The sequence below is a fragment of the Chryseobacterium formosum genome, from assembly GCF_026460885.1.
Taxonomy (GTDB): Bacteria; Bacteroidota; Bacteroidia; order Flavobacteriales; family Weeksellaceae; genus Chryseobacterium; species Chryseobacterium formosus.
The window spans coordinates 1-1,347 of record NZ_JAOVZW010000055.1; the positions used below are offsets into that span (position 1 = coordinate 1).

The 1,347-nt window shown below is 32.4% G+C and carries 2 protein-coding genes; both read left to right on the top strand.

Going from position 1 to position 1,347, the window contains the following annotated elements:
- Nucleotides 1-663 (top strand): hypothetical protein (locus tag OF897_RS21515; RefSeq protein WP_267267716.1); only part of this gene is annotated, 663 nt, incomplete at its 5' end.
- Nucleotides 664-673: 10 nt separating this feature from the next.
- Complete coding sequence (locus OF897_RS21520; RefSeq protein WP_267267717.1) at nt 674-1,246, top strand: DUF6705 family protein; 573 nt, start codon at nt 674-676, stop codon at nt 1,244-1,246.
- Nucleotides 1,247-1,347 lie beyond the last annotated feature (101 nt).

Here is a 1,347-nt window from a genome sequence, read left to right on the forward strand (position 1 = left end):
AATATAAGACCGAACCAAAAGACTCCATGCGAGAAAATAAAAATTCAAAGAGCAGATGTAGATTTTAATAATAAACTAACTGATCTTGAAGGAAAAAAAGGACTTGAAAAAGAAACAGGCTATATCCAAAAATGGGGAGGAAGCTATGAATATCAAGCTAATGCAAGTGCCACCAGTACGGCAAATACTCTTAGTTTACCGGAAGTCGTAAGTCATACTTATATAAAAGCTTACATGCATACGCATATCAATGATATACCTAATAGTAATAATAAAGGTATAAAAATGTTTTCCCCTGCTGATGCATCTTATCTTATGGATTTGGTGCAAAATGCCCAAACTAAAGGAGAATCTCTAAGTGACGTATATGGATTAATGGTGAGTAGTATAGGCAATTACCAATTAAGATTTACAGGAAATAAGTTTCAGATAAAAACTTTTACTGACGAGCAAGTTAAAAGTTATAACGAGCCTTTTGGTAAACTTATGGAAGATTATATTAATAAACCAAAACAGCTTGAATTAAGATTTTTAAAATATATTCAGGAAAAAATGCTTTTATATGGTATAACTTTGTACAGGATGAATTCTGATGGAACGACAACGGAAATAAAACTTAATGTTGATAAAACAGATACTGTAGAAAACACTTGCCCAAACTAAATATTTGATTATGAAAAATATAATAACGCTATTTCTGGCTTTTTTAGCCATTTCTTGTAATTCTCAAGTTGTATCTTTAGAAGATGCTGCACAATGTCGAGATAATCCAAACTGTTCTGTGAATTACAATTATGTAAAAGATATCAACAATACTTTAAATAAATATGTTGGTATATGGAAAGGTACATATAATGGCAGAGTTTACGAGATGAAATTTAATAAAAGTTTGTATAATGATATGGGAATGAAAAAAGATGAACTAACAGGCAGACTAAGAATAACAACAACAGGAAATATACCTGTCATTATTTTCGATAATTTTAACGAACAGGATGATGCAAAAACGCACTTTTCAGGATTAGGACTTACCTCTGATTTGCAAGGGTATAGAATGATTTTTGCAGGACTAGTACCGAGCGGCTGTATAAATCATGGAACAGTATCACTAGGAATAACTTCAGGTATTCCCAATCAGATGAAAATTATGTACTGGTCAAATAATGATATTGTGGTTGGTGAATGCCCAAGTACTTTCTCGCAAACTTTCCCTGAACAACAGGAGATATTACTAATGAGACAGTAAAAATAAAAACCTCTGAAAAGAGGTTTATCCTTCTGCAAAAAACATCCTGTACACCGGGAATACTATTCTTACCCGATACCGTGTGCGGATGCAAATTACCG

What these genes read in the sequence shown, in the direction of transcription:
- OF897_RS21520 (WP_267267717.1), top strand. Translation starts at nt 674, where the DNA reads ATGAAAAATATAATAACGCTATTTCTGGCTTTTTTAGCCATTTCTTGT.